This is a genomic window from Streptomyces sp. NPDC026659, from assembly GCF_040638245.1.
In the GTDB taxonomy this organism is placed as follows: Bacteria; Actinomycetota; Actinomycetes; order Streptomycetales; family Streptomycetaceae; genus Streptomyces.
In genome coordinates this window covers 109,081-133,875 of sequence record NZ_JBEZXY010000006.1, presented here as the reverse complement: position 1 = coordinate 133,875, position 24,795 = coordinate 109,081, and the positions used below count along the sequence as shown (strand labels likewise).

Sequence of the window (24,795 nt, the reverse complement as noted above, 5' to 3'; positions counted from 1 at the left end):
AGCGACCCTTTCCCGCACGGCCCACCCCGCCTCGGGTGTTCCGGCGGGGCCACGGCCTGATCCGGTTGTCCACAGGCGGCCGGATCCCGTTGTCCACAGGCAACCCACGGCACCACCTCTGGCCAGTAATCTCGCGCACATGGAGCAGAGGCATCTCGGCCGTACCGGCCTGCGCGTGTCCCGGATCGGACTCGGCACCCTCACCTGGGGCCGGGACACCGAGGAGCACGACGCCGCGGACATGCTGAAGGCGTTCTGGGAAGCGGGCGGCACCCTCGTCGACACGGCGGACGTGTACGGCGACGGCGCCGCCGAGTATCTGCTCGGCCGGCTCACCGACGGTCTTGTGCCCCGCGAGGACCTGGTGATCTCCACCAAGGCGGGCAGCGTGCCCGACCCCGACCGCCGGGTGGACGGCTCGCGCGGCCATCTCCTCGCCGCCCTCGACGCCTCCCTGACCCGCCTGGGCACCGAGTACGTCGATCTGTGGCACATCCACTCCTACGACCCCGACACGCCGCTGGAGGAGACGCTCCAGGCGCTCGATCTGGCCGTGAGCAGCGGCCGCGCGCGGTACGCGGGCGTGTCCAACTTCTGCGGCTGGCAGCTCGCCAAGGCCGCCACCTGGCAGCTCGCGGCGCCGGGCACCCGCACCCGGCTCGCCGGTACGCAGCTGGAGTACTCGCTGCTCCAGCGGGGCGTGGAGCGCGAGGTGCTGCCCGCCGCGCTGGACCTGGGGATCGGCCTGCTGCCCTCCTCGCCGCTGGGCCGGGGCGTGCTGACGGGCAAGTACCGGGGCGGCACTCCCCCGGACTCGCGCGGCGCCTCCGACCATCTGGCGCCGTTCGTGGAGCCGTACTTGGACGACACCGCGAGCCGCATCGTGGACGCGGTGACGACGGCCGCCGACGGGCTCGCGGTCACCCCGCTCCAGGTGGCCCTGGCCTGGGTCCGCGACCGGCCCGGCGTGACCGCGCCGATCGTCGGCGCGCGCACCGCGCGGCAGCTCGCGGCGGCGTTGTCAGTGGAGGCGCTTAATCTTCCTGACGAGATCTGCCGGGCTCTCGACGACGTGTCGGCGCCCGTGCACCGCTATCCCGATCACGACTGGAGCACGCTGTGAGCACGGAGCCGGAGACCACGGAGCAGACCGGGACGGAGGGCGCCCCGGAGAGCCCGGATGTCCCGGAGAGCCCCGAGGGCACCGTCCCGGTCTCGGGTGAGGCCGAGGGTGCTCGTGAGGGTGACGGGGGCGGACCGGGTGACGAAGAGGTCACTCCTGAGGGTGGGGACGCTGCCTCGGGTGACGCCGATGGCACTCCCGAGGGTGAGGACACTGCCTCGGGTGACGCCGAAGGCACTCCTCAGAGTGACGGCGCGGCCCAGTTGTCCGAGGCCGAGGCCGAGTTGGCCGCGCAGCGGCTGGAGCGGGAGCGGATCGAGCGGCGCAAGGCCGAGAAGAAGGGGCCCCTCGCGAGCGGCGCCAAGCTGAGCGGGACGGCCGCCGATCTGCTCGCGGCGGTCCGCGCGGTGGAGAGCGGCGAGAAGCCGGTGCGCCCCGCGTTCACCGAGCCCGCTCCGGCCCCACGCCGCCCCGCCCCGGAGCCGGAGCGCCCGCCCCGGCCAGCGCCCGTACCCGCCGCGCCCGTCGCACCCCCCGCCGAGACGGTCGACGCCGTACGGCGTGTCCTCACCGAGGGCGGCGCCCCGCCCGCCCTGGCCGCCCAGGCGACCTCGGTGCTCGGCGAGGGCGCCGACTCCGTGCTCCGCGAGGACCCCTGGCAGCTGCTGCGGATCACCGGCGTACGCCCCGACCAGGCGGACGGCTTCGCGCGCGCCCTGTTGGGCGCGGACTGCCGCCCCGACGACGAGCGGCGCGGCCGCGCGCTCACCGTGTGGCTGCTCGATCAGGCCGCGCTGGCCGGACACACCGCCCTGGAACTCCCGGCGCTCACGGCGGCACTCGCCCAGCGCGGTGTCCCGGACGCGGAGGCGGCGACGCAGGCCGCACTCGCGGAGGGCGACGCGCTGGCCTTCCAGGACGCCCTGGAGGAGCCCGGCACCCCGGCCCGCCCCGCCGCCACTCCCTCGGGGGACGAGGAATCCGAGGAGGAGCGGCCGGTCCGCGTGCTGGCGGGGCTGGAGCGGTACGCGCTCGCGGAGGAGAGCCTGGCCGACGCGCTGGGCCGCCTGATCAACGCACCGTCCGAGGAGTCCTCGGCCGCCTGGGAGAAGGCGGTCTCCGGCACCGCCTCCGAGCTGGTCCGCACGGTCGCCGGACACGGTCTGGTCCTGCACACCGGCGGCGAGGCGGCCCGCGCCGAACCGGCCGCGCTGCTGGACGCCGCCCGCGCGGCGGGGCTGCGCGCCTTCGCCGTCTGCCACACGCCCGACGGCGCCCGGCGTTTCGCCGCGCTGCTGTCGGACGACGCCTCGTGCGTCGGCACGGTCGCCGGGGTCCTCTCCGGCGCCGAGGAGGGCCCCGGCCGCGACCAGGAGGGCGCGTTCGACCTCGATCTGCTGATCGTGCTGGACGCGCCCCAGCTGGACGTGGAGGGCGCCGCGATGCTCGCCGAGTCGCTGCCCGACGGGGCGCGGCTGCTGCTGAGCGGCGACCCGGCGCTGCTGTGGTCGGCCGGGCCCGGCCGGGTCTTCGCCGACCTCCTCGCCGCCCGCGCCTGCCCCCAGCTGGCGTCCCGCGTCCCCGACCCGGGCCCGCTCGGTGAGCTGGTGTCCGGGATCGGCGCGGGCGAGCTGGGCCAGGTAGAGGCGCCGGGCAAGGAGATCGTCATCGTCCCGGTGCGGGACGCGGGCGAGGCCGTGCACCGTACGGTGCAGCTCGTCGCGGACTCGGTCCCCCGGGCGTTCGGCCTGCGGCCCGAGCAGACGGTGGTGATCACGCCGGGCCACGGCGGCGCGGCCGGTACGCGCGCGCTCAACGCCGCGCTCAAGGAGCGGCTGAACCCCGGCCCCGGCCGCTTCGGCGGCTTCGACCCCGGCGACGTGGTCGTCCACTCCCCCGCCCCGGGCCGTTCGGTGCCGGGCCGGGTCGTCCGGGCGGACGCCGAGGGGCTGCACCTGGAGTGCGCGGGCGGCCCGGTGGTCGTAGCGAAGGAGCTGGTGGAGAGCCGGGTGCGGCACGGCTGGGCGGTGACCGCGCACCAGGCGGTGGGCGCCCGCTGGCCCGCCGCCGTGGTGGTGCTGCCGGGCGACGCCGCGCAGGCGCTCAGCCGGCCGTGGGTGTACACGGCGTTCGGGCGTGCCGAGCGCCATCTGTCCGTGGTGCACGGGGTGGAGCAGGCGCTGCCCCGGGCGGTGGCGGAGGTCGCGGCGAAGCCGCGTACGACCCGCCTGCGGACGCTGCTGACCGCGCAGGTGCCGGTGGCGGGCTGAGCGAGCTGCTCACGGGCGGTGCGGACCTGATTGACCGGGGTCCGCACCGCCCGCCTCCTCAGCGCTCGGCGTCGAGGGGCTCCAGGTCGTCGTCGCCGTCCATTTCGACGAGGTCGTCGTCCAGCTCGTCGTCGGACTCGGTGTCCTCGTCCTGGTCGAAGACCGCGCTCACGTCGAAGCGGCAGACCACCTGCTGCGGGTCGAGCTGCTCGAAGGGCGCCTCCAGCCATTCGCCCGGCTCGGCCGCCTCCTCCGCCGCCATCACCCACAGCGTGGAATCGCCCTCGGTCAGCCCGAACTCCTTGTGCCGGGTGGCGATCTCGTCGGGCTCGAACTCCCCGAACAGGATGGTCAGCGCGCCCGGCACCGTGGCCGCGGCCTCGTCGTCCAGACCCGCGCTCTCGTATTCCGCCGCCTCGACCCGCTGGGCCTGCGCCAGCAGCCGCTGCGGCTCCGCCACCGCGTAGTCACGGCGGATCACCACGCTGACCGCGTGGGGTTCCTCCGGGCCCGCGTACGGCGGCAGGGAGTCGTCCCCGCCGGGGATCTCGAAGGGGGTGACCTCGTCGTAGCGGTCGTAGAGCAGTTCGTCGTACGCCTCGGCGGCCGCTGCCAGCTGGTTGAACGCCTCGTAGACGGCCGGGTCGTCCTCACCCGACCGGCGTTCGACAGCCGCCAGGTGGCGGTCGAGCGCGGTCTTGACGGCCTCGGCGGCGGCGCGTACCTCGGCAGCGGTGGGCTGCGCAGCATCAGACATAGTGCAGACGCTATCCGTACCGGGCGCGTGCCCGCACAATAGATGCGATGCCGGAATACGAATTTGTCGACGTGTACGTACCTCGCGGGGTCACCCGCAAGGAGGCGACGCGTCTGCTGACGGACCATGCAGAGTACGGACACTGGGAGCTGGACCGACTGAGCCTGCTGCGTGACGGCAGCCGCAGAGTGCGGTTGCGCCGACGGATCATCCGCCAGGTGCGGGCCACGTGGTGAAGCAGGACGACTGAACGGAGCGGGCCCCTCTCGTGTGGGGCCCGCTCCGTTTTTCCGGCGGTTTCGCGGCGGTTCGCTGCGCGGCTTCCGCCCGGCCTTCCGGTTCCGCTACGCGGCCCGGCGGGTCTTGCGGTACAGCACCGCGCCCGCGAGCAGGGCGACCGCGCCCGACGGGAGGGCGAGGCCCAGCGGCACGTCGGCGCCGGTGTGGGCGAGCTGCGCGCCTCCGGCCGGGGACTGGACGGAACCGCCACCGGTGCTCACCTGGGAGGAGCCGTGGTTGCTCGGGGTGGTGGGCTTGGCCGGGGTGGTGGGGGTGCTCGGCGTTCCGGGGGTGCTGGGGGTACCCGGGTTGCTCGGGGTGCCGGGGTTGCCGGGAGTACCGGGGTTGCTCGGCTGGCCGGGGGTGCCGGGGTTACCCGGGTTTCCGGGGGTTCCAGGCGTGCCCGGGTTTCCAGGCGTGCCTGGGTTTCCGGGGTTGCCCGGGTGCCCAGGGTGTCCCGGATGACCAGGGTGACCGGGGTGGCCCGGGTGCTCGTGTCCCGGGGGGCACGGCTCGTCCGGGTTACCGGGGTGGCCCGGATGCCCCGGCGTACCGGGGTTCCCCGGATGACCAGGGTGGCCCGGAGTCCCCGGATTCCCTGGGTGCCCGGGATTCCCAGGGTGCCCAGGGTGCCCCGGCTGGCCCGGCTGGCCCGGCTGGCCCGGGTTCCCCGGCGGGTTCTGGTGGCCGCCCCCGCCGTTGCCGCAGTCGTTGCCCCCCGCGGCGTTGCCGAGGCCGATGACGTTGACGCTGTTGCCGCACAGGTTGACCGGGACGTCGACCGGTGCCTGGACGGTGTTGCCCGATCCCACGCCGGGCGAGTTTCGGGTGTGTGCGCCGGCGTGCGCGCCCCCGGCGCTGCCGTTGCCGCCACCGCTCGAGTTGCCGCAGGCGTTGCCCGCCGCCGGGTTGAGCAGTCCGACCACGTTCACGGTGTTGCCGCAGGCGTTCACCGGGATGTGCACCGGGACCTGCACGCTGTTGCCGGACAGTACGCCGGGTGATCCGGCGGCGGAGCCGGCCGCGCCCGCGTCGGCGTGCGCGTAGCCGCTCGCGGCGGCGATCACACCGGTGGCGGCGGCCATGGTGAGCAGTCCTTTACGGGTGCCCTGTCGCATAACTGTGTTCCCCCCTGAAATTCCCTGCCCTCGACTACGGAAAAGGCCGGTCGGCCCCGTAGCGCATGGCGCGCGCCACGGGGCCGACGGCTCGTAAAAGACGCCCCTCGGAGAGCCCGCGTCAGTCGTTGACGCAGGTGTTGCCGAAGGCGGGGTTCAGGAGCCCGATCACGTTGACCGTGTTGCCGCAGACGTTCACGGGAACGTGCACCGGCACCTGAATGACGTTGCCGGACAGCACGCCCGGCGAACCCACGGCGGCACCCTGGGCACCCGAGTCGGCGACGGCCATACCCGCGCCGGCGAGAACCAGACCACCGGTGGCAGCCGCGGCAGCGACGACCTTCTTGATCATCATTCCTCCTAGTTGGCACTGCGGCTCCCAGGTGCGGAGTCGCATCACGTGTAACGAGGAGGGAGTAATGGAGCTACGAGCTTATGGTCGCATTCACCCTTCTCAGTAGATCTCGTACGCCTGCCTGATTAACGGCCCCCGCAAGGGTCACGAGGCGTCGATGAACCGGTCGAGCACGCGCACGCCGAACTGCAGACCGTCCACCGGCACCCGCTCGTCCACGCCGTGGAACATGCCCGCGAAGTCCAGCTCCGGCGGCAGCTTGAGCGGCGCGAAGCCGAAGCCCCGGATGCCGAGGTCGTCGAAGGACTTGGCGTCGGTGCCGCCGGAGAGCATGTACGGGATCGCCTTGGCGGCGGGGTCCTCGGCGAGCAGCGCGGACTGCATGGCCTCGACGAGGGCGCCGTCGAAGGTGGTCTCCACGGCCTTGTCGGAGTGCACGTCGGTCCGGCGGACGTTCGGGCCGAGCAGCCGGTCGAGGTCGGAGAGGAACTCCTCCTCGTAGCCGGGCAGGAATCGACCGTCGATGTGGGCGGTTGCCTCGCCGGGGATGACGTTGACCTTGTAGCCCGCGTTGAGCTGGGTGGGGTTGGCGGTGTTGCTGAGGGTGGCGCCGATGAGCTTGGCGATGCCGCCGAGCTTGGCGAGGGTGGCCTCCATGTCGTCCGGGTCCAGTTCGAGGCCGAGCGCGTCGCCGAGTTCGTCCAGGAAGGCGCGGGTGGTCTTGGTGACCCGTACCGGGAACTTGTGGCGGCCGACCCGGGCTACGGCCTCGGACAGCTCGGTGATGGCGTTGTCCCGGTGGATCATCGAGCCGTGCCCGGCGGTGCCGGCCACGGTCAGCTTCATCCAGTGCATGCCCTTCTCGGCGGTCTGGATGAGGTAGAGCCGCCGCTGCTCGCTGACGGTGAACGAGAATCCGCCGACCTCGCTGATCGCCTCGGTGACGCCCTCGAACAGCTCGGGGTGGTGGTCGACCAGGTAGCGGGCGCCGTACGTACCGCCCGCCTCCTCGTCGGCCAGGAAGGCGACGACGATGTCGCGCGGAGGGCGACGCCCACTGCGCAGCCGGTCGCGCACGACGGCCAGCGTCATGGCGTCCATGTCCTTCATGTCGACGGCCCCGCGCCCCCACACGCACCCGTCGGCGACCTCGCCGGAGAAGGGGTCGTGGGTCCAGTCGGCGGCGTTGGCCGGTACGACGTCCAGGTGGCCGTGGATCAGCAGCGCGGGCCGGGACGGGTCCTCGCCCGCGATCCGCGCGACCGTGGACGCGCGTCCGGGGTGCGACTCGAAGATCTCCGGCTCGAGGCCGACCTCCGCGAGCTTCTCCGCGACGTACTCGGCGGCGGCGCGTTCGCCGGGGCCCGAGTGGTCGCCGTAGTTGCTGGTGTCGAACCGGATCAGCTCGCGGCAGAGGTCCACGACCTCGTCCTCACCGGTGACGCCCCTGGCCGTGTCCGTCTCGCTCACGCTGCTTCCTCCCGCTGTCGCTGCTGGTGGATGTGCTGGTGGGGTCCGCCGAGGTGTCCGCCGGCTCCCCCTTCATCCTCTCCCCGCCCCCGCCCGCCTCCAAGACCGGACCCCCTCGGCAACACACCGTTCACGGGAACGGCCCTCGGAGCCGGGGCGTGATCGGACACCCCCGAAAGCCTGGTAATGTTTCCTCTGTCGCCGCGAGGGAAACCCCGCACGACAGACACCTTGTCCGGGTGGCGGAATGGCAGACGCGCTAGCTTGAGGTGCTAGTGCCCTTTATCGGGCGTGGGGGTTCAAGTCCCCCCTCGGACACCAGCGAGAGACCCCGCTTCGTGCGGGGTCTTCTGCTTTTCGGAGGACGCCGGTGGGTGGAGTGGACAGGGTGGGGCCGGTCGAATCCCAGCCGATCGGCCGCGTCGTAGGCGGGCGCGCCAAGGTTCGCGAGTCCGGGTGGGGTCGTGAGGAGGCCGTCATCCGGCTGGACTCTTCGATGTTCGGCCCCGAGGCCCTCTTCGGCCTGGAGGAGTTCTCCCACCTCGAAGTGGTCTTCTTCTTCGACCAGGTGGACAGCCGGGAGATCGACCGGGGCGCACGTCCTCTGCCGGGGGCACCGGACGCCCCCCTGATCGGCATCTTCGCCCAGCGCAGCCGCCGCCGGCCCAACAGACTCGGCGTCTCCCGCTGCCGCATCACCTCGGTACAGGGCCTCGACGTCCATGTCACCGGACTCGACGCGGTGGCCGGGACACCGGTACTCGATCTGAAGCCGTACGTCCGGGAGTTCGGCCCGCACGGCGAGATCCGGCAGCCGGAATGGGCGTCCGTGCTGATGCGGGGCTACTACTGATCAGCGGCCAAGTCCACGAGGGGCAGGCTTGGTTCCTTTACGCACCACCGTCGAACTCGTCCAACCTGGCACCGCGTTCGACGGTTGTGACCTACGACGGCGACCGGTCGCGACAGTGCTCGCACTCGCACGGGGGCCACGCGCTGGTGAGCAACGGCGTGAGCTCGTCCGGGGCGAACAGGGCCTGCTCGGAGTCCCAGGTCCGGCCCGAGTCACGCGAGACTCGCAAGGTCAGTAAGGGCCGTTCACTGAACAGGCGAGCGGAAGATTTCCTGCTCACGAGACATGCGCTTCCGCCCAGTGCCTGCGCAGGACGACATTCGCGTCGGACACGGCGCTGTAGTCGCCCCGGGAGCGGGCGTTCTCCCGCCGTACGCTGAAACCCAAGCAGACCTTGCAACCCGGAAAGGGCCTGGGTTCCGGGGTCAGTTCCGTCAGCCCGTATTTCTTGGGCGTCTCCGTGTTCGCCATCAGTCCTCCCCGACTTCGTGGTTCACCCATGATCTGCCGGTTGACGGATGCTGCCGAGGGTTATTCCCGTTGCGGACTAAAGATCAGTTGCGACAGTCGTCCGCCCATTGTCGGAGCAAGGATCTGGCGTCGTTCCCAAAGCGGGCGTGCTGTTCGAACTGGGTGAACACGGAAAGGTATTCAGAGATGTCGCGCGCATCTCGAAATACCATTCTGCCGGTGAAGTTCTCTACCGTCGCCAGCCGATTGTCGTAGACCGTGAACGTGTTCATCGGACCACGGCCCGTGGGCGCGCCCAGAGAAACAACCCCGATCCTCACATTTGGCAGATGCGACAGCGAAGCCAGCCGGTCAATCTGCACGGACATCGCGGGAGCGGGAACGATGGCCCAGCGTGCCGCCTGTTCCGTGATCAGGAAAGTGAACCGCTTCGCCGTGTTGTACAGGACAGTCTGCCGCTCCAGCTTGCGCGCCACGGTCCGAGACGAGTCACCTGGGGTGTGGCTCAGGCTGGCACGGATGTACTCGGGCGTGGCCAGCAGCCCGGTAACCATCGACGGCAGGAAGTACCTGAGTTCTGTGGCGTCTGACTCCAGGGCCGCAAGCTCCGCCTGTCGCTTCTCCATCCCACGGCGCCAGGAAGAACGCTTGTCCTGCCACTCGGTATTGGCGACCCGCGCGAGAGCGGTAATCTCTGCGACCATCTCAGGGGGAGTATCGACCGCCCGCAAGATGCGCTCGACATCCACGAGCTTCGGGGTCTTCTTGCCCGTCTCGAACTTACTGATCTGACTTTGAGACATGTTGCAGCGCCGAGCAAGCCGGTCCCCTGTGAGGCCGGCTCGCTTCCGTAGCTCGCGGAGCTTTTCCGCCAGGTCGGTTCTCGACTGGCCAAGCTGCTCGGGCTCGAATGTCACACGGTGTCTTTCACGTACTCGGAGAACGGCACGGCATGGGCCAGGGCGATGCGCTGCCACTCCAGGTACGGAGTCACGTCGCCCGTGAGCAGTTCCCGGTTGATCTGCGTACCGTCCGGCCGAAAGTTCAGATGCACGACTCGTGACTCATCGAACATCCACCAGTCGGTTCCCGACAGCGGGAGCCCGTAGTCGTCCTGGGTGACGTCCAGGACACGGATGTCTTCCCCGGCCTGGATGTTGCCGGGGATACCCCAGGCGAACTGATACCGCTGGTAGTCGGTCAGCGGCTTCCGCACGATCCGTACGCGCCCGATGGTGCGCCCCGATGCCACATAGCCACGGACGCGCTCGTGCCACCGCGCATTGTGGTCCGCAGGCTTCAGCTCTCCCCGAAGGAAGCGGGCGACGTTCTCAGCCTCCTTCGGCATGGTGTACGTGGGCTGCGCCTCGAACCGCCACGCGGAATGCTGGTACGCGTCGAACGTCTGCCGCCACTCGTCACCATCCAAGAGCACGGACAGCCTCCCTCAGGACCGACTCCGGGATCTCCACCAGGGCCTCACCCTCCGGCGGCTGGAAGGCGTCCGACAGGTTCCCCTGGACCACGATGGCGCCGCTCGTCGCGCGGTAGACGTTCGGGCAATCGTCGTCGTCACAGTTGGGCCCGTCGAGCCTGCCGGTAAGCCGGGTCAGTTCGCTGCGCGCCATGGCGTCCCCTCCGTCGTCGGCCCCGGTCGGGGCCACCGTCCGACGACGGTATGCAGGGCATCGTCCCTCGTCCATGCCGACTCCGGACTATTCCCGATCCGGCATAAACGATCTCTGTGGGGACCGGTGGTGCGCCTGACGAACTGGGGCGGGTGGAACCCGAGTTGCGTGAGTAGTTGAGCCCTTACGCGCCGCCCGACGGCGTTTAATCGCTTGACCCGGTTCGTACGGTGTTCCCGTGAAGGACAACCTGATCGACGAACTCCGGGCTGCGTACGACGCCCAACTCCGTGGCGTCACCCCGCCGGGCGGAGGCGCACGTATCGAGAACGACGGCCCCCTGACCCGTGTGGTCGGCTGGCACCGCGGTTTCGTCACGGGGCCGCGCGATCTCGGTGTGTACGGGGCGGAACTAGACGCGCTCATAGCGCGGCAGCGTGACTTTTACGCCGCTCGGGGGGAGGCGGTCGAGTGGAAGACGCGCGGCCATGATCTCCCCGCCGACCTCACCGACCGGCTCACTGCGGCCGGTTTCGTCGCCGAGGACAGCGAGACCGTGCTCGTCGGACGGTCCGCGGAGCTTGCCGCCGATCCCGTCCTGCCCGACGGCGTGGCCCTCCGCCGGGTCACCGCCCGATCCGACCTCCAGCGCATCGCCGCCATGGAGAGCACCGTCTGGGGCGAGGATTGGAGCTGGCTCGCCGACGACCTGTCCGCCCGGATCGAGAACGCCCCGGAGAACACCGTCGTCCTCGTAGCCGAGGCGGGTGCCGAAGTCGTCTGCGCCGCCTGGCTGGTGTTCAAAGACGGGATCGACTTCGCCGGCCTCTGGGGTGGCTCCACGCTCAAGGAGTGGCGCGGCCGGGGCATCTACCGCGCCATGGTCGCCCACCGAGCCCAGCTCGCCGCCGCCCGCGGCGTCCCCTACCTGTACGTCGACGCGTCGGCCGACAGCGCCCCGATCCTCACCCGGCTGGGGCTGCACGCGGTCACCACGACTACGCCGTATGTCTGGTCGCCGTGAGCTTCGTTCAGTCCTCGGGCTATCGGCCGGTGACGTCACTTGGCAACTCTCCCTACGAGACCGGGCGGTCAGGACAGCGCTTGCACCTGCACGGGGGCCACGCGCTGGTGAGCAGGGGCCTCAGGTCATCTGTGGCGAAGACGGACTGCTCGGTGTTCCAGGTTCGACCCGAGTCACGTGACACTCGCAGTGTCAGGAGAGGGCGTTCTGTGAACGGGGGCCTGGGGGCTTTCCCTGTCACGACGTGTGTGCTTCCGCCTGGTGCCTGCGCAGCATGACGTTCGCGTCGGACACGGCGCTGTAGTCACCTCGGGAGCGGGCGTTCTGCCTGTTGAGCGAGAGGGACAGGCACTCCGAACAACCGGGAACAGCGGAAGGCTCGACCGTCGGATCGGTCAGCCGGTAGGCCTGTGGCTTCTGTGGCATGGCTTCCTTCCCAGCTCGTCTGCACGATGTGGCGACGCTAGAAGTCGGCTTGGCGGGAGCTCCACGAACTTGCATGAGCTTGCACGTCAATTCAACCGGAAGTAGGTGGCATTGACGATGTATCAGCAGTTCATCCAAGGTGATGCAAGTCCAAGCAAGTGCTGAACGAAGGAGCGAGCCATGGCCGTAGAGTTCGTTGGCATCGACCCCGATGCAGACCGGGATCACTGCCCCACCGTGTGGGCGGACGCGGAAGCTCAAGAGATCTTGTTGCAAGGGTGGAGGCCGAGCACCGAGACTCAGTCGGAGTGCGAGACAACCAGCCCCGCGAACGGTCCAGTACCCGCCAACGAAGCCATCGTCAGGATTCCCGCCCGGGCCCAGCTTCGCTGAACTGCTCAACCAGTGTGAACGGTCTGCCGTCCACCTGGAGCTGCGGGATTGTTACGCCTCGACAGAACGGTTCGAGGCATGGAAACGCGGTGAGCGGATCAACTGGGAGGAGCGCGCATCCTGGTGGCACCCGTACGACCAATTGGTCACGGACACCGTGGCCCGGGGCGTATCGGTCCGCCGAGCACGCGTCGTTTCCGAACCCGTGTCGGAGTACATCCGCTGGGAGCACTACGTCACACACGCCAACATCACAGCGGGCGAGGAGGTCCGATGGCTGCCGCGACGACAAGCCACGAGCATCTCGCTCCCGGGTAACGACTTCTGGCTGTTCGACGGCACGCTGCTCCGCGTGCACCACTTCTCCGGTGACGGAGTCGTGGTGGAGGACGAGATCACGGCGGATCCGGAGACCGTGAAACTGTGCTCCGCCGCTTTCGACGCGGTCTGGGAGCGAGCGATCCCGCACCACCTGTACACGATCTGACGGAAGCCAGCTCCATGCCACCGCACCCCTCGTCCAACGTCCAGAAAGCACGGGAAGCCCTCGCGGGTCGTCTCCGTGAGATCCGGAAGGACGCCGGGATCACCGGGCGGGAGCTGGCCTCCAGGTGCGGTTGGTCGGAGTCGAAGTCGTCCCGGATCGAGAACGCCAAGACACCACCTTCCGATGCAGACATAAAGGCGTGGTGCCGGGCCTGCGCGGCAGACGACCAGATCCCCGACCTGATCGCGGCGAACAGGCAGTCCGCCGACGCCCACGTACAGTGGATGCGACTCCAGCGGAGCGGTCTGCGCCGACTGCAGGAGTCCACGGGCGACCTCTATCAGCGGACCAGGATGTTCCGCGTCTACGTCTCCGATGTGATCCCCGGGTTCCTGCAGACACCCGGTTACGCGACCGCGCTCCTGTCGTCCATCGCGCGCTTCCGGGGAACCCCCGACGACGTGAGCGACGCGGTGACGGCCCGTATGAAACGCAACGAGGTGCTGGCCAACGGCACCCGGCGGTTCTCGTTCGTCCTGGAGGAATCGGTGCTGCGATACCGGCTGTGCGGTGCCGAGACCATGGCGGCGCAGCTTGGCCATCTACTCGCGGTCATGGATCTGCAGAACGTCGCCGTGGGCATCGTCCCGTTCTCCGAACAGCGGACCGTGTGGCCAATGCCGACCTTCACGATCTTCGACGACACCAGAGTGCACGCGGACACACTGGATGCCGCGTCCACCCTTACCCAGCCGAGCCAGGTCGAGCTGTACGCCCGAGCCTACGAGCGGCTTTCGCAGGGGGCGGCACGAGGAGGCGCGGCACGCTCTCTGATAGCGGCCGCGCTGGGATCACTGAGCTGAATGGAGCGTGGAATGGGGCTCGTAGTTGAGCTTCGGCGCGGGGTCTCGGCGTCTCGGTCCGGTCGGAAGCCCGGGCCGCGTCCCGGAGTGGGGGTGCTGGAGCGGATGGTCGTCGAGGACGAGTTCTGGGCGGCCCTCGAAAAGCTCGGGCGGCATCGGCTGTCTGCCCTCGCCGATGTCGAACCGTACGGGGACACCACACTGCGTGGTGAGGCAGTGGGCCGGATGGTGCGGGAGCTGGAGGCTTTGGACTTCGGTCGCCTGGAGGAGGCCGAGCACAAGGCCCTCGCGACACTGCTTGCCTGGGGCCTGCGTTGCCGTGCGGACGGCGACCTACGCATCGTCTTCTCGGGCGATTAGCCTGCCGCTCCTCCCGCGCCCGCCAGAAGGTCGCACGCGAACTGGGCCGTCGCGCGGCGAAGTAGGAACACCCACTCCGCCGCGGGACGGCCCACTCACAAAACGCTCGTCATCCCACCATCGACGTACAGCACCTGCCCGTTCACGAAGTCCGCCGCAGGCGACGCCAGGAACAGCAGCCCACCCACCAGATCCTCGGTCCGCCCCCACCGCCCCGCCGGAGTCCGCCCCCGGACCCACGCGCTGAACTCAGGGTCCTCGACGAGCGGCCGGGTCAGGTCGGTCTCGATGTAGCCGGGGCCGAGGCCGTTGACCTGGATGCCGTACGGCCCCCAGTCCGCGCACATGCCCTTGGTGAGCATCTTCAGCGCGCCCTTGGCCGCCGCGTACGGGGCGATGCCGGGGCGGACGACCTCGCTCTGGAGCGAGCAGATGTTGACGATCTTGCCGTGGCCGCGTTCCGTCATGCGCCGGGCGGCCTCGCGGCCGACCAGGAACGCGCTCGTGAGGTTGGTGTCCAGCACGTGCCGCCAGTCGGAGTCGGTGAACTCCGTGAGCGGCGCGCGCAGTTGGACACCCGCGTTGTTGACCACGATGTCGAGCGGGCCCACCCGCTCCTCGACGTCGGCGATGCCCGCGGCCACGGAGGGGCCGTCGGTCACGTCGAACACCGCCGTGTGCGTCCGGTCGCCGGGCAGCTCCGCGAGGCGGACCGCCCGCGCGAGGCGGTCCGCGTCGCGGCCGTTGAGGACCACGGTGCAGCCCGCCTCGGCCAGGCCCCGGGCCAGCGCGAGGCCGATGCCCCGGCTGGACCCCGTGACCAGCGCCGTACGGCCGCCGACGTCGAAGAGGGGGTGAGCCGTCATCGTCGTATCGCTCCTAGAGCACCTAGATCACCAAGGAGAGCAGCAGCACCAGGGCGCCCGCGACCACGGAGATGATCGTCTCCATCACCGACCAGGTCTTGACCGTCTGGCCGACGCTCAGCCCGAAGTACTCCTTCACGAGCCAGAAACCGGCGTCGTTGACATGGCTGAAGAAGAGCGAACCGGCGCCGATGGCCAGGACCAGCAGGGCGGTGTGCGTGGTGGACATGTCGGCCGCGAGCGGCGCGACCAGACCGGCCGCCGAGACCGTGGCCACCGTGGCGGAGCCGGTCGCGAGCCGGATCGCCACCGCGATCAGCCAGGCGAGCAGCAGCGCCGGGATCGACCAGTCCTTGGAGATGTCCAGGATCATCTGGCCCACACCGCAGTCGATCAGCGTCTGCTTGAAGCCACCGCCCGCGCCGACGATCAGCAGGATGCCGGCGATCGGCATCAGGCCCTTCTCGACGGTCTGCTGGAGACGGCCCTTGGTGAAGCCCGCGGGACGGCCCAGCGTGACGAAGCCGAGGATCACGGCGGCGAGCAGCGCGATCAGCGGGGAGCCGACCACGTCGAAGACGCGCTGGGTCATGTTCGCCGGGTCGTCGATGGCGATGTCCACGAGCGCCTTGCTCAGCATCAGCACGACCGGCAGCAGCACCGTGGCGAGGGTCGCGCCGAAGCTCGGACGGTTCTCGAGGCGCTCCGAGGCGCGCTCGGTGATCATGCGGTCGGGCGCCTGGACGTCGACCCAGCGGGCGGCGACCTTCGAGAACAGCGGACCGGCGATGATCACCGTCGGGATGGCGACGACGAGGCCGAGCGCCAGGGTGACACCCAGGTTGGCCTTGACCGCGTCGATCGCGACCAGCGGGCCGGGGTGCGGCGGGATCAGACCGTGCATCACGGACAGACCGGCCAGCGCCGGGATGCCGATGCGCATCAGGGAGTAGTTGCCGCGCTTGGCGACCATGAGCACGACGGGGATCAGCAGGACGATGCCGACCTCGAAGAAGAGCGGCAGACCGATCACGGACGCGATGAGCACCATGGCCCACGGCATCGCGCGGCCGCCCGCCTTGGCGAGGATCGTGTCGACGATCTGGTCGGCGCCGCCGGAGTCGGCGAGCAGCTTGCCGAGGATCGCGCCCAGCGCGATCAGCACGCCGACACCGGCGACCGTGTTACCGAGGCCGGTCGTGAAGCTCACGATCGCCTTGTCGAGCGGTGCGCCCGCCACCGCGCCGAGCACCAGCGAACCGATGGTCAGGGCCAGGAAGGCGTGGAGCTTGAACTTGGTGATGAGAAAGACGATGACGGCGATGCCCACCAGGACGGCTATGCCCAACTGGGCGTGGCCGGCCGAAGTGATCGGCTGGACGCTGTCCGCTGCCAGCATCTCGACGCTGAGTCTGGTCACGGGGTTCCCTTGCAGGTACGGGGGACGTGGGTGAAGGTGCTACGGGGTGCTACGAGGGCACTACTGGGCCCCACTGGGGCATGACTGAGGCCCTACTGGGATGCGACGGAAAGCGCTTCCAGGGCCTGTACGGCACGCTCGGTGATCTCTTCGGGGCCGCCGCCGACATCCACGGCGACTCCGGCCTCGTCCGCCTCGAGCGGCTGGAGCGTGGCGAACTGGGAGTCCAGCAGCGCGGTCGGCATGAAGTGCCCCTGCCGCTGCGACATCCGGCCCTCGATCAGCTCACGGCTGCCGCTGAGGTGGACGAAGACGATCCCGGGGGCCTCGGCCCGGAGCCGGTCACGGTACGACCGCTTCAGCGCCGAGCTGCTCACCACCCCGCCGAGCCCCGCCCGGCCGTGCGCCCAGGTGCCGATGGCGTCGAGCCACGGCCACCGGTCGGCGTCCTCGAGCGGAATCCCGGCCGACATCTTGTCGATGTTGGCCTGCGGGTGGAAGTCGTCGCCTTCGGCGTACGGGACGCCCAGCCGGGCGGCGAGCAACGGACCGATCGTGGTCTTGCCCGTCCCGGCGACGCCCATCACGACGACGACCTGGGGGGTGCGCATGACTGCCTCGCTGTCTTCTTCGACATCCGACGCCGAACTCCGGCGTCGCCACACTGAAACCTATTAGGTACGACAAATTCAAGAGTCTGTGACATATAAGTCTGACTTTTTGTCGCTGTGACCCAGGCCGTACGCTGAGTGCATGAGCACACCGGGCCGGGGGCTGCACGGCCGCGTACTGGACACCCTCGGCCCTGCCATCACCGCGGGCGAGTACCCGCCGGGCAGTGTGCTGCGCACGGACGAGCTGGCCCAGCACTTCGAGGTCTCCCGCTCCGTGATGCGCGAGGCCGTACGCGTCCTGGAGTCCATGCACCTCGTCGAGTCCCGCCGCCGGGTGGGCGTGACGGTGCGCCCCAAGGCCGAGTGGAACGTCTACGACCCGCAGGTCATCCGCTGGCGGCTGGCCGGCGCCGACCGCCCGCACCAGCTGCGCTCTCTCACCGTGCTGCGCTCGGCGATCGAGCCGGTCGCGGCGGGCCTCACCGCCCGCCTCGCCACCGCCGAACAGTGCGCCGAACTCACCGAGTGCGCTCTCGGCATGGTCTCCAACTCGCGCGGCCACCGCCTGGACCAGTACCTGATCCACGACATCGCCTTCCACCGCATCATCCTCACGGCCTCCGGCAACGAGATGTTCGCCCGCCTCGGCGACGTCGTCGCGGAGGTCCTGTCGGGCCGCACCCACCACGAGGTCATGTTCGAAGACCCCGACCCGGCCGCCGTCACCCTCCACGTCCGCGTCGCCGAAGCGGTACGTGCCCGCGACAGCGTCCGCGCGGAGGAACTCACGCGCGAGATCACGGTGGGGGCGCTTCAGGAGCTGGACATCCTGGTGCCGTAGGGGAGTTGAGTCGGGAGTACTTCTCGCGGCGTCGCCCTAGTCGAGGAACTCCCCGTCGACGTACACCCATTCCCCACCGACCCGCTCGAACCGGCTCCGCTCGCACAGTTCCCCACCGCGATAGGACGCCCGGAACGTCACGGTCCCCCGGTCGTGGAACGCCGACCCGTCGGAGCGGTCGAGAATCTCCAGTCCCGTCCACCGCATGTCGGGGTCGAGGTCGAGCTGGGCCGGGCGGGTGCTCGGGTGCCAGCTCTTCAGCAGATACGCGACGTCCCCCACGACGAACGCGGCATACCGCGACCGCATCAGCACCTCGGCGGTCGGCGCGGCTGCCGCACCGGAATGGAACCGCCCGCAGCACTCCCCGTACGCCTTGGGCAGCCCGCAGGGGCAGGGCGTGGTGGGGGTGACGGGGGTGGGGCGGGGGGTGCGACTGGCCATGGGGGTCATTGTGCCGGACTGCTCCGCAGGGTGGGGTCCCGTGGCGCGAAGGCCGCTAAGGGCGCCACAACGGGTGTTCCCGTTCCGCCCACGCGCGGCTCACCGTGCCGGTGCGCAGGCCCTGGCGGGCTTCCGGGTCTGCCAGGGCCATTCCTATGTGGCCGGCGAGAACGACGCCGATCGTGAGGGCGAGCCAGTCGTGGACGAAGGTCGCCGAGGTGCGCCACATCAGGGGGGTGAGGTGGGTGAACCACATCATGAGGCCGGTGCCGAGCATGACGAGGGTGGCTCCGGCGATCCAGGCGGAGTAGAGCTTCTGGCCCGCGTTGAACTTGGCGGCGGGGCGGTGGGGGGTGCGGCGGAGTACGGCTTGGAGCCAGGCTCGGTCGTGGGGGCCGAAGCGGTTGAGGTGGCCCAGGTCCGCGCGGAGCGCGCGGGAGGTCAGGCCCAGCAGGACGGGGGCCGGGAGAGCCAGGCCCGCGCATTCATGGATGCGGACGACCAGTTCCCGGCGGCCCACCAGTACGGCCAGTTCGGGGATGTAGAGGCAGGCGGCGGTCGCGACGCACACGCCCATCAGGAGTGCCGTCACGCGGTGGGTCCAGCGTTCGGCGGGGGTGAAGCGGGGGACGCGGGTCTCGGGCGGGGCGGCGGTGTCAGTTGGTGGGGTCATCGGTCCGTCCGTTCGAGCGGCCGACCCAGGCGTCGACATCGTAGCCGCGGTTCTCCCAGTAGCCGGGGCGGACGCGGTCGGTGACCGTGATGCCGGAGAGCCACTTGGCGGACTTGTAGAAGTACATCGGGGCGACGTAGAGGCGGACGGGGCCGCCGTGGTCGTGGCCGATGTCCTTGTCCTGCATGCGCAGGGCGACCAGGACGTCGGCGCGGCGGGCCTGGTCGAGGGTGAGGCTCTCGGTGTAGGCGCCGTCGAAGCAGGTGAAGCGGATGGCCCGCGCGGAGGACTGGACCCCCGCCGCGTCCAGGAGGTCGGCCAGGCGTACGCCCTGGAAGGGGGTGCCCGGGACGCGCCAGCCGGTGACGCACTGGACGTCCTTGACGAGCCGGGTCTGCGGCAGGGCGCGCAGGTCGTCCAGGGTGTAGGTGTGCGGGCGGTCGACCAGGCCGCCGACGGTGAGCCGGTAGTCGGCGGGGCCCTTGCGGGGGACGGACGCGGTGACGGAGTAGTAGCGGAAGCCGCCGCCGTTGGGCAGCAGGCCGCTCAGTCCGGTGGGGTCCTGGCCGGAGAGTCCGCCGAGGAGTCCTTCGAGGCCGCGCTGGAGCATGGGCGCGGTGGCCACGCCGAGGGCACCGGCGGCGACGGTGCCGAGGAAGACGCGGCGGCCGATCGGTTTGCCGCGGGGTTCGGCAGCAGAAGCGGCGTCGGCTTCGGCATCAGCGGCAGAAGCAGCGGCAGCAGAAGCAGCAGCGGCTTCGGCATCGGCATCGGGGAGGTCCGCGCGGTCCTCCGGAGGTTCTTCGGGCTTCACGCCGTCATTCGAACACCGTCGGGGCGGCTGGGGCCAGTGGATCCGGGCGGATGTCAGAGTTCGGTAATCCGAGCGCACGGGCGCGGGCCTGGTGGAAGGCCGTACGGGGGTCGCCGCCCAGGTAGGACCAGGGTTCGCGGGTGGCGTGCGGGCCGATGCGGTGGAAGAGGGCGGCGGCCTCGGCGGGGCGCCCGGCGGCGGACATGGCGAACGCCAGATGGTTGAGGTCGAGGTGGCGGCGGGGGTGCTCGTCGTGCTCCCACTCCAGCCACCAGTCGAAGGCGGCGCGCAGGGCGCGGCGGGCCCGGCGGCCGCCCCAGTGCCCTGCGGCGGCCGGGTCGGCGGGGGCGAGGCCGGTGGCGGCGAGGTGGCGGTGGCGCTCGGTGTGGGCGACGACCGGCAGGACGGCGAGCGGGGAGTCGGCCGGGGCCTGGGCGGCGGCGCGCTCGGCCAGGTCGTACGCCTCGTGGGACTCGGGGCGCGCGGCGCCGGGCCGTTCGGCCAGGGCGGCGACGATCAGGTGGTGGCCGTGGTGGTGCTCGGGGTGGCGCAGCCGCAGCTCGGCGAAGGCGCGCCACAGCTCGGACTCGGGGCCGAGGGCGCGGGCGAGCAGGAGCAGGCCGAGCCAGGGGGTGGGGTCGGCGGGCGCGAGCGTGGCGGCCGCGTGGCAGGCGGCGCGCGCCCTGTCGGGTTCCTCGCGGCCGGTGAGGGCGCGGTGGACCAGGGTGAGGGCGAGCAGGGCGGTGGCGTCGGCGGAGCCGGGTTCGGCCAGCAGCCATTCTCGGACGCGGGCCTCGGTGCACGGTTTCTGGGCGAGCACGGTGATCCGGTGGCCCCGGCGGTCCCAGTCGTCGCCGGTGTGCGCCAGCAGGGAGCGGACGGGCTGCCAGCGGCCGCGGGTCAGGGCGGCGCGGGCGGCGAGCAGTTCCGCGTCGCCGAGGGCCGCCTCGAAGGCGCGGGGGTCGTCGGGAGCGGTGTCACCGGACGGTTGAGCGGGGGCCCGGCATGTGCCGAGCAGGGACGGGAGTGGGGGCACCGCTGGACTTCCTGTTTCTCGGGCTGCCATCGGCCGATCACGCACAGCAAACTCCCCGCCAGGGATTGCGTCAAGCGGAATCCGAGTGTTACTGGGTTCAACGAGCGTTGCTTTAGGGGCATTTGGGGTTCGAGGGACCTGGTGGCGGGCCCGGCGCGGGGGTTCGGGGGCCCGATTGTGGCGTACGCCATGGCGCCCGGGAACGGGGCGGCGGAACATGAGCCGACGGTTCCGCTCGCCGCTGCCCGGACCGGCCTCGCGACCCCTGGTCCGGCGCCCCGCCCGGCCGTACGACGGGGCCGCGCCAACCCGCCCCAATCCGGGCACTCTCCGCGGCGACGCCGTGCGAGGGCGCTACAGTCGGCCACACGCAATCGTGGCCCGGCCGATGATCGAGGTACGCAGCGTGTCCCTTCTGGTTGTCCTTCTCGCCATGGGCGCCGCCTGCTGCCTGGGGTTCGGATTCGTGCTCCAGCAGAACGTGGCGCAGCGGGCCCCGCTCAGCGACTTCCTGTCCTTCCGGCTGCTCCTCGACCTGATGCGGGTGCCGCGCTGGCTGGGCGGTACGGCGCTGATGGTGGCCGGGATGGCGCTCGGCGCGGTCGCGCTCGGGCAGGGCGAGATCTCCGAGGTGGAGCCGCTGCTCGCCACCAACCTCCTCTTCGCGCTCGCGCTGTCCCGCCGTCAGACCGGGCAGCCGCTGGGCCGTCAGGGCTGGGCCGGGCTCGCGCTGCTCGCGGGCGGGGTGAGCGCGTTCATCCTGGCGGGCCGTCCGCACGCGGGCACCGCCGTCACCGATCCGCTGCGGCACTGGCTGATCATGGGCGTGATGCTGGGCGTCGCCCTCGCTCTCGCCGGGTACGCCAAGCGGTCGCGGACCGGCTGGGGCGCGGTGCTGCTGGCCGCGGCGGCGGGGCTGCTGTACGGCGTGCAGGACGCGCTGACCCGGGTGAGCGCCACCCGGTGGGCCGAGGGCGGCCCGGCGGAACTGTTCACCGGCTGGCAGCCGTACGGTGTGCTGGTGCTCGGGGTGACCGGGCTGATGCTGGTGCAGAGCGCGTTCGAGACGGCTCCGCTGCGGATGTCGCTGCCCGCGCTGACGGCGGCGCAGCCCCTCGCGGGCATCCTGTGCGGGGTGGGCTTCCTGGGCGACCGGCTGCGTACCGACACCGGGGCGCTGGCCTGGGAGGCGGCCGGGCTCGCGGCGATCGTGGCGGGGATCGTGCTCCTTGGGCTGCATCCGGCGATGCCGTGCGGGACGGCGCAGGAGCGGCGGGTGCGGGACCTTCAGCGCAATTGAGCCCCGCCCTCCAGGCAGTGGGCTGCTTGGATGGCCGTATGAATCCTGCCGACGAGATCCTCGACATCGTGGACGAGCGGGACCGGGTGATCGACCGGGTGCCGCGCGGTGAGGCGTACGCCCGGGGCCTGCGTCACCGCTGCGTCTTCGTCCTGGCCCGGGACGCGGCCGGGCGGCTCTTCGTCCACCGCCGCACCGCGACCAAGCTGGTCTTCCCCGCGCTGTACGACATGTTCGTCGGCGGGGTGGTGGGCGCGGGCGAGTCCTACGACGAGGCCGCGCTGCGGGAGGCCGAGGAGGAGCTGGGGGTGTCGGGGCTGGACCGCCCGGAGTTCCTGTTCAAGTTCCTCTACGACGACGGGGCCGGGAAGAGCTGGTGGTCGGCGGTGTACGAGGTCCGCTGCGAGCTTCCGGTGGAGCCGCAGGTGGAGGAGGTGCAGTGGCACGACTTCCTGGCCGAGGACGAGGTGGAGCGGCGGCTCGGCGCGTGGGAATGGGTACCGGACGGGCTCGCGGCGTACGAGCGGCTGAGGGCGTTCCGGGCGGCCCGGTGAGGCGCCGGTAGTGTCCAGGGCGTGATCGATTTCGCGCGGAACGTCCGCCTCTGGTTCGCCCCCGAGCGGGTACGGGACGAGGGCAGCACCCCCGACTACCGGTTCTCGCTCGCCAACGAGCGCACCTTCCTCGCCTGGCTGCGGACCGCGCTCGCGCTGATCGGCGGCGGGTTCGCGGTGGACCAGTTCCTGCCGCACCTGCGCTGGGCGTGGCGGGCGGGACTCGCCCTGGCCCTGCTCGCGGCCGGGGTCCTGTGCGCGCTGCGCGCGGTGAACCACTGGGTGCGCTGCGAGCGGGCGATGCGGCTCGGGGAGGATCTGCCGGTGTCGCGCTTCCCGGTGGCGCTGAGCCTGGTGGTCGCGGTGGTGGCTCTCGCGATGGTCGTGGTGGTGCTGGTGGGGTGGGCGGGGTGAGTGCCGGCCGGCCCCCGGGAGGCGGGCAGTCCGGCCGGGACCGGGGACTCCAGCCGCAGCGGACCCGGCTGGCGTGGCGGCGTACGACGCTCGCGTGCACGGTGGTGGCGGTGCTCGCGGTGCGGGCGGCGCTGCGCGCGGGCGAGCCGGTCGCCGCCGCGCTGCTGTGCGCGCTGAGCTGCGGGCTGTGGCTGGGCTTTCTGTGGATCGCCCACCGTCGCATCCGCGTGCTGGCGATGGCCGACCGCCCCGCCGCGCTGACCCCGCGTCACGCGACGGCGGCGGCGGTGTGTGCGGCGGCGCTGGCGGTGTGCGCGGCGGCGCTGCTGGTGTGAGCCCGCGCTCCCGGGGCTACTCCTCCGACACCCTGACGACGATCTTCCCCCGCGCATGGTGCCCCGCGCTGAGCTTCTGGGCCTCCGCCGTCTCCTCCAGCGGGAACACCTTCTCCACGTGGACGGAGACCACGCCCTGGTCGGCCAGTTGGGACAGCTTGGTCAGGTCCTCGGCATCGGGGCGGACGAACCAGTAGCGGCCGCCGTACTTGACCACCTCGGGGTCGGCGATGGAGACGAGGCGGCCGCCGGGGGCGAGCAGGTTGGCGGAGATCCTGAGGGTCTCGCCGCCGATGGTGTCGAAGACCGCGTCGACGCCCTCGGGGGCGATCCCGCGCACGCGCTCGGCCAGGCCCTCGCCGTAGGAGACGGGCTCGCCGCCGAGGGTGCGTACGAAGGCGTGGTTGCGCTCGCTCGCGGTGCCGATGACGCGGGCGCCGAGGTGGACGCCGAGCTGGACGGCCAGCGAGCCGACCCCGCCGGCGGCGGCGTGCACGAGGAGGGTGTCGCCGCGCTTGACCCCGAGGACGGTGACCACGCACTGATAGGCGGTCAGCCCGGCCAGCGGCAGGCCCGCGGCCTCCTCGAAGGAGAGCGCGCCGGGCTTCGGGGCCAGGGTGCGCACCGGCGCGGCGACGTACTCGGCGAAGGTGCCCAGCGAGAGGAAGTCCTCGCGGACGTAGCCGATCACCTCGTCCCCCTCCTCGTACTCCGGGACGGAGGCGCCCGGCCGGACCACGACCCCGCTCATGTCCCAGCCGGTGATCACGGGGAACACGGTTTCCAGGATCGGGTCGAGGTAGCCCTCGCGGCACTTCCAGTCCACCGGGTTGACGGCCGCCGCGCGCACGCGGACCAGTACCTGGTCGGGGCCGAGCTTGGGCTCGGGCCGCTCGCCGTACTCCAGTACCTCGGGTCCGCCGTAGCGGCGGTAGCTGATCGCCTTCATGTCCTAGACCTTCCTGGGTACCCGGACGCCACGCAACCCATATGCCGGGATACGCCCCATTCGCGCGTAGCCTGTCCGTCGTCGTCGCCATGGAGCGCACGTCACCCCCTGGGCGCCCGCTCCACGACACCCTCTCCACGACGGCACCTCCCCACCCCGTATCCCCGAAGGTGAGCCACATGACCGACCTTCACCAGGAACACTCCGAGCACGGCGCGCACAGCCACGGGCCGGGCTGCGGGCACTCCGCCGTACCGCACGGCGACCACGTCGACTACGCGCACGACGGCCATCTGCACCGCGCGCACAGCGGCCACTGGGACGAGTGCGAGCCCGCCGGGCACGTCGCGCACCCCGGCCACGACCATGTGCACCACGAGGAGTGCGGGCACGCGCGCGTGGCGCACGCCGACCACGTGGACTATCTGCACGACGGGCACCGGCACGCCGAGCACGAGGACCACTACGACGACCACTGAGCCCCGCCCGCAGGCCATCGAGCCCGCTCGTGCCGACGGCCCCTCCGACGCCGCGCCGGAGGGGCCGTCGGCGCGCGGCTGTGGTCCCGGTCACTGATCGGGATGGTTCCGGTGAACACACTGGACGACATACCGACCGGTCGGCATCATGAGACGGGTTCCTGTTGGCCCGTTCC

Annotated in this window: 32 protein-coding genes and 1 tRNA gene; 16 read left to right on the top strand and 17 right to left on the bottom strand. The window is 71.1% G+C overall.

Features of this window, described 5'->3' with window-relative positions:
• Positions 1–139 precede the first annotated feature (139 nt).
• Positions 140–1,123, top strand: coding sequence for an aldo/keto reductase (locus AB0E91_RS16960; protein ID WP_361781691.1), 984 nt, complete (start codon positions 140–142; stop codon positions 1,121–1,123).
• Positions 1,120–3,393 (top strand): helix-hairpin-helix domain-containing protein, encoded by a 2,274-nt coding sequence (locus AB0E91_RS16955; RefSeq protein WP_361781688.1) that lies wholly within the window; start codon positions 1,120–1,122, stop codon positions 3,391–3,393. Before AB0E91_RS16960 ends, AB0E91_RS16955 begins: the two co-directional genes overlap by 4 nt.
• Before the next feature lie 58 nt (positions 3,394–3,451).
• Here AB0E91_RS16955 and AB0E91_RS16950 read toward each other — a convergent pair whose 3' ends face one another.
• Entirely contained in the window at positions 3,452–4,150 is a 699-nt protein-coding gene (locus AB0E91_RS16950; RefSeq protein ID WP_361781685.1) for a hypothetical protein, read from the bottom strand.
• 47 nt (positions 4,151–4,197) lie between these two features.
• Here AB0E91_RS16950 and AB0E91_RS16945 point away from each other — a divergent pair, with 47 nt between their 5' ends.
• A complete protein-coding gene (locus AB0E91_RS16945; protein ID WP_018549191.1) occupies positions 4,198–4,386 on the top strand; it encodes a DUF5703 family protein in 189 nt (62 codons plus the stop codon).
• 108 nt (positions 4,387–4,494) lie between these two features.
• Here the strand turns inward: AB0E91_RS16945 and AB0E91_RS16940 are convergent, their stop codons facing one another.
• From AB0E91_RS16940 to AB0E91_RS16930, 3 genes are all read right to left on the bottom strand, one after another.
• Positions 4,495–5,547: a chaplin family protein gene (locus AB0E91_RS16940; protein ID WP_361781681.1), complete on the bottom strand. Its 1,053-nt coding sequence runs from the start codon at positions 5,545–5,547 to the stop codon at positions 4,495–4,497.
• A 121-nt stretch (positions 5,548–5,668) separates the two neighbouring features.
• Positions 5,669–5,902 carry a chaplin ChpH gene (chpH, locus tag AB0E91_RS16935; protein ID WP_361781678.1) on the bottom strand — a complete coding sequence of 78 codons (234 nt, stop codon included), beginning with the start codon at positions 5,900–5,902 and terminating at the stop codon, positions 5,669–5,671.
• Positions 5,903–6,049: 147 nt separating this feature from the next.
• Entirely contained in the window at positions 6,050–7,375 is a 1,326-nt protein-coding gene (locus tag AB0E91_RS16930; RefSeq protein WP_361781675.1) for a M20/M25/M40 family metallo-hydrolase, read from the bottom strand.
• Between the two features lie 233 nt (positions 7,376–7,608).
• Between AB0E91_RS16930 and AB0E91_RS16925 the strand changes: the two genes are divergently transcribed.
• Both AB0E91_RS16925 and AB0E91_RS16920 read left to right on the top strand, forming a co-directional pair.
• A tRNA-Leu gene (locus AB0E91_RS16925) sits at positions 7,609–7,696 on the top strand.
• Positions 7,697–7,763: 67 nt separating this feature from the next.
• Entirely contained in the window at positions 7,764–8,228 is a 465-nt protein-coding gene (locus tag AB0E91_RS16920) for an SAM-dependent methyltransferase (RefSeq protein ID WP_361781672.1), read from the top strand.
• Between the two features lie 276 nt (positions 8,229–8,504).
• On the opposite strand, the gene AB0E91_RS16915 is transcribed toward AB0E91_RS16920, so the two are convergent.
• From AB0E91_RS16915 to AB0E91_RS16900, 4 genes are all read right to left on the bottom strand, one after another.
• Complete coding sequence (locus AB0E91_RS16915; protein WP_361781669.1) at positions 8,505–8,699, bottom strand: hypothetical protein; 195 nt, start codon at positions 8,697–8,699, stop codon at positions 8,505–8,507.
• Positions 8,700–8,782: 83 nt separating this feature from the next.
• Positions 8,783–9,616 (bottom strand): helix-turn-helix transcriptional regulator, encoded by an 834-nt coding sequence (locus tag AB0E91_RS16910; protein ID WP_361781667.1) that lies wholly within the window; start codon positions 9,614–9,616, stop codon positions 8,783–8,785.
• Positions 9,613–10,134 (bottom strand): DUF6879 family protein, encoded by a 522-nt coding sequence (locus tag AB0E91_RS16905; protein WP_361781664.1) that lies wholly within the window; start codon positions 10,132–10,134, stop codon positions 9,613–9,615. Before AB0E91_RS16905 ends, AB0E91_RS16910 begins: the two co-directional genes overlap by 4 nt.
• Positions 10,118–10,327 (bottom strand): hypothetical protein, encoded by a 210-nt coding sequence (locus AB0E91_RS16900; RefSeq protein ID WP_361781661.1) that lies wholly within the window; start codon positions 10,325–10,327, stop codon positions 10,118–10,120. The genes AB0E91_RS16905 and AB0E91_RS16900 overlap by 17 nt, the downstream gene beginning before the upstream one ends.
• Before the next feature lie 238 nt (positions 10,328–10,565).
• Between AB0E91_RS16900 and AB0E91_RS16895 the strand changes: the two genes are divergently transcribed.
• Complete coding sequence (locus AB0E91_RS16895) at positions 10,566–11,351, top strand: GNAT family N-acetyltransferase (RefSeq protein WP_361781658.1); 786 nt, start codon at positions 10,566–10,568, stop codon at positions 11,349–11,351.
• Between the two features lie 237 nt (positions 11,352–11,588).
• On the opposite strand, the gene AB0E91_RS16890 is transcribed toward AB0E91_RS16895, so the two are convergent.
• On the bottom strand, positions 11,589–11,777 hold the full coding sequence (locus tag AB0E91_RS16890) for a hypothetical protein (protein ID WP_361781655.1): 189 nt from the start codon (positions 11,775–11,777) through the stop codon (positions 11,589–11,591).
• Between the two features lie 180 nt (positions 11,778–11,957).
• Here AB0E91_RS16890 and AB0E91_RS16885 point away from each other — a divergent pair, with 180 nt between their 5' ends.
• From AB0E91_RS16885 to AB0E91_RS16870, 4 genes are all read left to right on the top strand, one after another.
• Complete coding sequence (locus AB0E91_RS16885; protein WP_361781652.1) at positions 11,958–12,170, top strand: hypothetical protein; 213 nt, start codon at positions 11,958–11,960, stop codon at positions 12,168–12,170.
• Between the two features lies 1 nt (position 12,171).
• Positions 12,172–12,657 (top strand): DUF6879 family protein, encoded by a 486-nt coding sequence (locus AB0E91_RS16880; RefSeq protein WP_361782446.1) that lies wholly within the window; start codon positions 12,172–12,174, stop codon positions 12,655–12,657.
• Positions 12,658–12,671: 14 nt separating this feature from the next.
• Positions 12,672–13,520, top strand: a complete 849-nt coding sequence (locus tag AB0E91_RS16875; protein ID WP_361781649.1) for a helix-turn-helix transcriptional regulator — start codon at positions 12,672–12,674, stop codon at positions 13,518–13,520.
• A 93-nt stretch (positions 13,521–13,613) separates the two neighbouring features.
• Positions 13,614–13,880: a hypothetical protein gene (locus tag AB0E91_RS16870; RefSeq protein WP_361781646.1), complete on the top strand. Its 267-nt coding sequence runs from the start codon at positions 13,614–13,616 to the stop codon at positions 13,878–13,880.
• A gap of 95 nt (positions 13,881–13,975) precedes the next feature.
• Here AB0E91_RS16870 and AB0E91_RS16865 read toward each other — a convergent pair whose 3' ends face one another.
• The 3 genes from AB0E91_RS16865 to AB0E91_RS16855 form a co-directional block, all read right to left on the bottom strand.
• Complete coding sequence (locus tag AB0E91_RS16865) at positions 13,976–14,746, bottom strand: SDR family oxidoreductase (RefSeq protein WP_361781643.1); 771 nt, start codon at positions 14,744–14,746, stop codon at positions 13,976–13,978.
• A gap of 22 nt (positions 14,747–14,768) precedes the next feature.
• Positions 14,769–16,166 (bottom strand): gluconate:H+ symporter, encoded by a 1,398-nt coding sequence (locus tag AB0E91_RS16860; RefSeq protein ID WP_361781640.1) that lies wholly within the window; start codon positions 16,164–16,166, stop codon positions 14,769–14,771.
• Positions 16,167–16,258: 92 nt separating this feature from the next.
• Entirely contained in the window at positions 16,259–16,777 is a 519-nt protein-coding gene (locus tag AB0E91_RS16855; RefSeq protein WP_361781638.1) for a gluconokinase, read from the bottom strand.
• A gap of 142 nt (positions 16,778–16,919) precedes the next feature.
• Here AB0E91_RS16855 and AB0E91_RS16850 point away from each other — a divergent pair, with 142 nt between their 5' ends.
• Positions 16,920–17,621 (top strand): FadR/GntR family transcriptional regulator, encoded by a 702-nt coding sequence (locus AB0E91_RS16850; RefSeq protein WP_361781635.1) that lies wholly within the window; start codon positions 16,920–16,922, stop codon positions 17,619–17,621.
• Positions 17,622–17,657: 36 nt separating this feature from the next.
• On the opposite strand, the gene AB0E91_RS16845 is transcribed toward AB0E91_RS16850, so the two are convergent.
• The 4 genes from AB0E91_RS16845 to AB0E91_RS16830 all read right to left on the bottom strand — a co-directional run bounded on the left by AB0E91_RS16845 (position 17,658) and on the right by AB0E91_RS16830 (position 20,588).
• On the bottom strand, positions 17,658–18,065 hold the full coding sequence (locus AB0E91_RS16845; RefSeq protein ID WP_361781632.1) for a YchJ family metal-binding protein: 408 nt from the start codon (positions 18,063–18,065) through the stop codon (positions 17,658–17,660).
• A 55-nt stretch (positions 18,066–18,120) separates the two neighbouring features.
• Entirely contained in the window at positions 18,121–18,738 is a 618-nt protein-coding gene (locus AB0E91_RS16840) for a cytochrome b/b6 domain-containing protein (RefSeq protein WP_361781629.1), read from the bottom strand.
• On the bottom strand, positions 18,722–19,411 hold the full coding sequence (locus AB0E91_RS16835; protein ID WP_361782443.1) for a molybdopterin-dependent oxidoreductase: 690 nt from the start codon (positions 19,409–19,411) through the stop codon (positions 18,722–18,724). Before AB0E91_RS16835 ends, AB0E91_RS16840 begins: the two co-directional genes overlap by 17 nt.
• A gap of 145 nt (positions 19,412–19,556) precedes the next feature.
• Positions 19,557–20,588: a hypothetical protein gene (locus AB0E91_RS16830; protein WP_361781626.1), complete on the bottom strand. Its 1,032-nt coding sequence runs from the start codon at positions 20,586–20,588 to the stop codon at positions 19,557–19,559.
• 388 nt (positions 20,589–20,976) lie between these two features.
• Between AB0E91_RS16830 and AB0E91_RS16825 the strand changes: the two genes are divergently transcribed.
• The 4 genes from AB0E91_RS16825 to AB0E91_RS16810 are packed head-to-tail and all read left to right on the top strand — an operon-like array spanning position 20,977 to position 23,191.
• The gene (locus AB0E91_RS16825; protein WP_361781623.1) at positions 20,977–21,888 is read left to right on the top strand and encodes a DMT family transporter; all 912 of its coding nucleotides are present in this window, start codon (positions 20,977–20,979) and stop codon (positions 21,886–21,888) included.
• A 38-nt stretch (positions 21,889–21,926) separates the two neighbouring features.
• Complete coding sequence (locus tag AB0E91_RS16820) at positions 21,927–22,442, top strand: NUDIX domain-containing protein (protein WP_361781620.1); 516 nt, start codon at positions 21,927–21,929, stop codon at positions 22,440–22,442.
• 21 nt (positions 22,443–22,463) lie between these two features.
• Positions 22,464–22,856 carry a DUF202 domain-containing protein gene (locus AB0E91_RS16815; RefSeq protein WP_361781617.1) on the top strand — a complete coding sequence of 131 codons (393 nt, stop codon included), beginning with the start codon at positions 22,464–22,466 and terminating at the stop codon, positions 22,854–22,856.
• Positions 22,853–23,191, top strand: a complete 339-nt coding sequence (locus AB0E91_RS16810; protein WP_361781614.1) for a DUF202 domain-containing protein — start codon at positions 22,853–22,855, stop codon at positions 23,189–23,191. The genes AB0E91_RS16815 and AB0E91_RS16810 overlap by 4 nt, the downstream gene beginning before the upstream one ends.
• 16 nt (positions 23,192–23,207) lie before the next feature.
• Here AB0E91_RS16810 and AB0E91_RS16805 read toward each other — a convergent pair whose 3' ends face one another.
• Positions 23,208–24,140 (bottom strand): NADP-dependent oxidoreductase, encoded by a 933-nt coding sequence (locus tag AB0E91_RS16805; protein ID WP_361781611.1) that lies wholly within the window; start codon positions 24,138–24,140, stop codon positions 23,208–23,210.
• A 179-nt stretch (positions 24,141–24,319) separates the two neighbouring features.
• Here AB0E91_RS16805 and AB0E91_RS16800 point away from each other — a divergent pair, with 179 nt between their 5' ends.
• A complete protein-coding gene (locus AB0E91_RS16800; protein ID WP_361781608.1) occupies positions 24,320–24,619 on the top strand; it encodes a hypothetical protein in 300 nt (99 codons plus the stop codon).
• Positions 24,620–24,795 lie beyond the last annotated feature (176 nt).